The 6,305-nt window shown below is 48.5% G+C and carries 6 protein-coding genes and 1 tRNA gene; 2 read left to right on the top strand and 5 right to left on the bottom strand.

What is annotated here, in order from left to right; all coding sequences use genetic code 11:
* Window positions 1-1,302 (bottom strand): energy-dependent translational throttle protein EttA (ettA, locus tag ACKOVI_RS02490; RefSeq protein WP_509602434.1); only part of this gene is annotated, 1,302 nt, incomplete at its 3' end.
* Window positions 1,303-1,369: 67 nt separating this feature from the next.
* On the opposite strand from ettA, the gene ACKOVI_RS02485 reads away from it, so the two are divergent.
* A tRNA-Arg gene (locus tag ACKOVI_RS02485) sits at window positions 1,370-1,443 on the top strand.
* A 74-nt stretch (window positions 1,444-1,517) separates the two neighbouring features.
* Here ACKOVI_RS02485 and ACKOVI_RS02480 read toward each other — a convergent pair.
* From ACKOVI_RS02480 to pstC, 4 genes are all read right to left on the bottom strand, one after another.
* Entirely contained in the window at window positions 1,518-2,654 is a 1,137-nt protein-coding gene (locus tag ACKOVI_RS02480) for a substrate-binding domain-containing protein (RefSeq protein ID WP_509602433.1), read from the bottom strand.
* Between the two features lie 123 nt (window positions 2,655-2,777).
* A complete protein-coding gene (locus ACKOVI_RS02475; protein WP_509602435.1) occupies window positions 2,778-3,629 on the bottom strand; it encodes a phosphate ABC transporter ATP-binding protein in 852 nt (283 codons plus the stop codon).
* 47 nt (window positions 3,630-3,676) lie between these two features.
* Window positions 3,677-4,735, bottom strand: a complete 1,059-nt coding sequence (pstA, locus tag ACKOVI_RS02470; RefSeq protein WP_509602432.1) for a phosphate ABC transporter permease PstA — start codon at window positions 4,733-4,735, stop codon at window positions 3,677-3,679.
* Window positions 4,736-4,737: 2 nt separating this feature from the next.
* Entirely contained in the window at window positions 4,738-5,721 is a 984-nt protein-coding gene (pstC, locus tag ACKOVI_RS02465; protein ID WP_509602431.1) for a phosphate ABC transporter permease subunit PstC, read from the bottom strand.
* Between the two features lie 100 nt (window positions 5,722-5,821).
* On the opposite strand from pstC, the gene orn reads away from it, so the two are divergent.
* Window positions 5,822-6,305 (top strand): oligoribonuclease (gene orn / locus ACKOVI_RS02460; protein WP_509602430.1); only part of this gene is annotated, 484 nt, incomplete at its 3' end.

The following is a 6,305-nucleotide window of genomic DNA, read 5'->3' as shown; positions in this document are numbered from 1 at the left end:
CTTAAATCCAAACGCTGCAACGTATGCACGGGAAGGCATTTCAACTTGTCCGACCTTAATAAAGTCCAAACCATCGGAAACAACTTCCCACAGTGTCTTCTTTGGATCGATGCCACCACGTGACTGATCAACATAAGAAATCTTTACCGTCTCACCAATTTTCACCTTGCCTGAATCAGCTGGCTCGAGACCGAGGATTGTCTTGAAGAGTGTTGTCTTACCAGCACCGTTGGGTCCGATTACTCCGACGATTCCGTTGCGTGGCAACGTGAATGAGAGGTCATCGATCAATACTCGGTCGCCGAATCCCTTCACAAGGTTTTCAACTTCTACAACGATATTTCCAAGGCGTGGTCCAGGTGGAATCTGAATTTCTTCGAAGTCCAACTTGCGCATCTTGTCGGCCTCTGCAGCCATCTCTTCATAACGCGCAAGACGAGCCTTTGACTTTGCCTGACGACCCTTTGCATTCTGACGAACCCAGTCGAGTTCTTCAGAGAGACGCTTTGCGCGCTTCGCATCCTTCTGGCCTTCAACCTTGAGGCGAGCTGCTTTTGTCTCAAGGTAAGTTGAGTAGTTACCTTCATATGGATAAGCGCGACCGCGGTCGAGTTCGAGAATCCACTGAGCAACGTTGTCCAAGAAGTATCTATCGTGAGTAATAGCTACAACAGTGCCTGGGTACTTTGCCAAGTGTTGCTCGAGCCATAAAACCGATTCTGCATCGAGGTGGTTAGTAGGCTCATCGAGAAGAAGTAAATCTGGCGCTTCCAGGAGCAACTTGCAGAGAGCGACGCGGCGCTTTTCTCCACCTGAGAGAACTTTGACGTCGGCATCTCCTGGAGGGCAACGAAGTGCATCCATTGCCTGCTCTAATTGTGAGTCGAGCTCCCATGCATTGCGATGATCGAGTTGTTCTTGAAGCTCGCCCATCTCGGCCAATAACTTGTCGTAATCAGCATCAGGGTTTGCCATTTCCTCAGAGATCTCATTGAAGCGGCGAACCATCTCCATTGTCTCTGCAACACCTTCTTGCACATTTTCGAGAACAGTCTTCTCTTCATTGAGCTTTGGCTCCTGCATCAAGATGCCGACGGTGTAACCAGGTGAAAGGTAAGCCTCACCATTGGATGGTTGCTGAAGCCCTGCCATGATCTGAAGAACTGTTGACTTACCGGCACCGTTAGGACCAACAACACCAATCTTTGCTCCAGGTAGGAACATCAGGGTTACGTCATCGAGAATTACCTTCTCGCCATGCGCTTTACGCGCCTTCTTCATCGTGTAAATGAACTCAGCCATAGTTGCAAACCTTACTGGGTACTATTAGCCATTACCTCATTGGCCTAACGCGTAATGAGTGTGACATGCGCCTGTAGCTCAGTCGGATAGAGCACCTGCCTTCTAAGCAGGTTGTCGCTGGTTCGATTCCAGCCAGGCGCGCACTCATAAAGGAAACTGGCCGGACCCCCGTGAAGGGTCCGGCCAGTTCTATTCCTAGGAGGTTGTACTTCGTGTTACTTCTTCAACTTTGCAAGCTGAACTGCGAACGCCTTAGCAAAAGCGTTTGTAGGTGTGTATGCACCGAAACCTTCTGCAGGATTGTCCTTTGCACAGTTGTTAGCTAGGTAGTCAAGTGTCTTAGCGATTGCATCTGAGTTTGACTTACCTGAAAGTGCTAGCGCATATGTTGTAGCTGTGAATGGGTATGCATCTGCATCCTTAGTTGCATAGTCGAATGTAACGATACCGTTTGAATCAACTGATGCCATTGCTGCTGCGGCCATAGCTGAATCAGATGATGGAACGATTGCGTTACCTGCAGCGTTGATCACCTTTGTAATTGCAAGGTTGTAAGGAGCCTTTGCGAAACCAACTTCAGCATATGTAATTGAGTAAGGAGTTGCCTTTACACCGTTAGCAACATCTCCTGAACCAGCTGCTCCACGGAAGAACTGTGGGTTAGCAGTGATATCACCTGGGAATGCTGTTGCGAATGAATCGTTAGCAGCCTTTGTCCATAGTGATGGGTAGAGCTTGTTGAAAGCACGTGTGAGGTTGTTTGTTGTTCCTGAGTTCTTTGTACGGTAGAAAACAGTGATTGGCTTTGATGGAAGAATACGGTGCTGTGTGAGTGTCTGTGTACGGAGTACAACAGGAGCTCCCTTAGCGTCCTTCTTTACTGATCCATCTGAGTTCTTTGAGTAGATAATTGTTGTGATTGCACGATTGTTATCTGCAACGATTGCTTCATCATCCCAACGTGTGATCTTGCCAGCGAAAATCTTTGCAAGAGTCTCTGTTGAAAGTGTAAGTGGCTTATTTGATCCACCTGTGTTTGTGAGGACCGCTACTGGCCACACGAATGCTGGGAGGTGCAATTCACCTGAGATTGGTGATGATTCTGTTGAATCTGAGAATGCGAAATCAAATGAACCATTCTTAAGACCTGTCTTACCGTCTCCAGAACCTGTTCCGTTATAAGGGAAGTCATCGCCTGTAGCTGACTGGTACTTTGCCTTACATGCAGCCATAAGGCCGTTAACAGAAGATGCTCCGCCAGCCTTCCATGTTGTTGCATGTGCAACCGGTGCGAATGCAAGTGTGATCGCTGTAGCAAAAGATGCGATCTTGATTGAACGTGACTTGTTCATTAAGAACCCTTCGATATATGGACATTGTGTCGAAGGTAAAATTAACTTCTCGAAGAAACTCAGGGCGGATTAGGTCGAAACTAACCCAAAACTGTAAGTGAACAGATGGTGAATGAGTTCTTCTTAGCCAAAGCGACCAGAGACATAGTTCTCGGTGCGCTTATCGCGGGGGCGAGAGAATATTTCGCTGGTTGGCGCAACTTCGATCATCTGACCAGGTCCACCCTCAGAGAGGAAGAAGGCGGTGTAGTCAGAGACACGAGCAGCCTGCTGCATATTGTGAGTCACGATAATGATTGTCATCGATGATGAGAGCTCATTGATGGTGTCTTCAATCCGAAGGGTTGATCCCGGATCCAGGGCAGAGCAAGGTTCATCCATCAGCAATACCTTGGGCTTAACCGCAAGAGAGCGCGCAATGCAGAGACGCTGCTGCTGGCCACCTGAGAGACCGCCAGCGTGAGCACCGAGGCGATCCTTTACCTCTTTCCACAAGCCAGCGCGGACGAGGCACTCTTCTAGAAGGTCATCCTTATTTTCAACTTTAAGCTGAGCGAGCTTGATGCCAGAGAGGACGTTTTCGCCAATAGTCATTGAAGGGAATGGGTTTGGTTTCTGGAAGACCATACCGATTTGAAGGCGAATCTTTGTTACATCGGTTCCGGGAGCATAAACATCTTTGCCATCGAGGAGAACTTCACCAGCCATCGCTGCAGAGGGAATGAACTCGTGCATGCGGTTGAGAGTGCGGATAAAGGTGGACTTTCCACACCCTGATGGTCCAATCAGTGCAGTAACTGTTCCGGCATTGAAATCAAGTGAGATGTTAGAGAGAGCGTGGTGCTTTCCAAACCATGCATGCACACCACGTGCCTCAAGGCCAGAACCTAGAGCAATATTGCCTGGTGCGCGCTTGCCAAAGTTTTCGCTAGAGATGCTCGCTAGTGATGACGATGCGACTTCTTGAGTAGACATTTCTTCTCCCTCTTGATTCTGAGCAAAATTATCGTTATTAGTTGTCATTACTTCATTCTCCGTCCACCAAGTGAGCGCGCAGCTGTGAAAAGTGCAAGTACAAAAATAAGAAGGATGAGAATTGCAGTCCATGAACGTTGAATTGATTCAGGGGTTCCTAAGGCGAAGCCTTTCCAAACATAGAAAGGCATTGCAGATTGATAATCTTTAAAGGGATTGAGATTGAGCTTATCCGCGCCACCAATTGTGAAGATCAGGGGTGCTGTCTCGCCTGCGATTCGAGCAACGCCCAAGATAGTCGCAGTAATTAAGCCGTTACGTGCAGCTGGGACCACGATTGTTGCCACCGTCTTCCACTGAGTAGCGCCCATTGCGAGGCCAGCTTCGCGGAGATCATTGGGTACGAGCAGGAGCACTTCCTGAGCTGTACGAGTAACTGTAGGAATCATCAAAATTGTGAGCGCAAGAGCACCAGCAGCGCCAGAGGCTTTGAGCGGCGAGATCAAAATTACAGAGGTAAAGATAAAGAGTCCGGCAACAACAGAAGGAACGCCTGACATCGCCTGAACCACGAATTGAATGAAGGCTGCACCACGTCCGCGGATCTCCGTGAGATAGAGCGCAGTCATGATGCCCATCGGGACACTCAGAATCATCGCTATCACAATCAAAATAACGGTGCCGACCAATGCGTGGAGCAGCCCGCCGATTCCAATTGGATCAAGGAAAGACGCGTTAAACATATCAGTTGTAAATAAGTTCCAACGAAGACCCTTAACGCCATTCTTGAGGGTAATAAAGAGAATGCTCGCTACCGGTGCAAATGTGACTGTTGCCCCGATATAGATCATTGAGGTGGCGATGGAATCGCCTAAGGCTTTACGGCCAAATTTACGAACCCCGAAAAAGACTTGGAGAGCTGTTGAAGCGAGAATAAATGCGAACCAGAATCCAAGCTTTCCGTCTAAGCCAGTACTTTTGACAGCCAAACCAGCGAGTATTAAGCCACCTACAATAACAATGACGGTTTGAATTCGCTCCTGTTTTGTTGGCTTCCACGGCTTGCGTGGCTTCACAACTACGACATCCTCAGTATTCATGCTCATGTTTACTTACCTGATTTCAAAGTATTACGGACGATGAAGTTTGCGAGCAGATTTACCAGCAGAGTCAGAACGAAGAGAATAAAACCTGCAGCTAAGAGAGCTGTTGTCTCTTCACCAGTTGCTTCGCCCCACTTGAGGATAATCATCGATGCAACGTTTCCACCTGCGCCATAAAGGATGTGGAGGTTGCCCTTAAAGACAATATTGAGAACGGTGTAGACCGCAACCGTTTCGCCGAATGCGCGACCGAGGCCGAGCATCGCTCCGCCTACCAAACCGCTGCTACCAAATGGGAAGACTACAGATTTGATAACGCCCCATTTTGTTGCTCCCAGTGCATATGCAGCTTGGATTCGATCGAGTGGAGTCTGAGCAAAAACTTCACGTGCTACCGATGTAACGATAGGAATAATCATGATTGCAAGAACTAAACCTGCAATAAATGGCGAGCGCTCGAAGAAGTATTGCGGCGCATCAAATAACGGGAACCAATTCATATACTTAAAAATTATCTTTGCCCAATATGTCGCCATCGGCATCAGAACGAAGAAGCCCCAGAGACCAAAGAGCACTGATGGAAAAGCTGCCATGAGGTCAACGATGGAGACTAATAAATTCTTGATTCGAGGTGGAGCGTAAAAGGTAAGGAAGAGCGCCATTGCGATCGAGAGCGGTACGCCCACTGCAAGAGCGATAAATGAGATAACGACCGTTCCCAGCAACATGGCGCCGATACCCATGTCGTAGCTTGCCCCTGTGTCAGTTTGATTTACATCCCAGTTATATCGAGTGAGGAATCCAAATCCCTGTGAATGAAGAGTTTGAATTCCACGAACAGAGAGAAATACTCCGATGAGCGTCAGAATCAGAAGAGCTGTAAATCCAAAGCCGCTGACAACCCCACGAAATATCTTGTCTGAGACACGTGGATTTGTGGTAATTTCGCGAGGCGCAGGAGCTTTGCCCGCATCCAGGGTGATCGACATGTGTAGCATCCTTCACCCAACGCTAGGAAAATAAGCGGATACTTGGTTAACGGAAGGTGAACGAGAGTTGAAACCTCCGCATAACCACTACGCTCCCCCTATGGCCTCCGAACTCCCCTTCCTCGTCTGGATTGATTGCGAAATGACGGGCCTCTCCTTGGAGACCGATGCCTTGGTGGAAATTGCGGTCCTTGTAACCGACTCAGAGCTCAACATCATCGGCGAAGGCATTGACCTTGTTATCCATGCCACCGACGGCCAGTTAGCCGGGATGAATGACTTTGTCCGCAAGATGCATACCTCGTCCGGTTTGATCAACGAGATCCCCCATGGCATAGATATGGCAGATGCTGAGAAGCAGATCTTGGAATATCTCAAATCTGCCGGTGTCGTTGCAGGTAAATCTCCACTCGCGGGAAACTCTGTCTCCGTCGATCGCAACTTCATTGCCCGAGATATGAAAATCCTTGCCGATTTCTTGCATTACCGAACCATTGATGTCTCAACAATCAAAGAGCTATCCCGTCGTTGGTATCCCAAGGCCTACTTTGCCGCCCCGGCAAAGACTGGAAATCACAGAGCCC

It is taken from the genome of Candidatus Planktophila sp., from assembly GCF_046070465.1.
Taxonomy (GTDB): Bacteria; Actinomycetota; Actinomycetes; order Nanopelagicales; family Nanopelagicaceae; genus Planktophila.
This window is presented reverse-complemented; position numbering and strand designations above follow the sequence as displayed.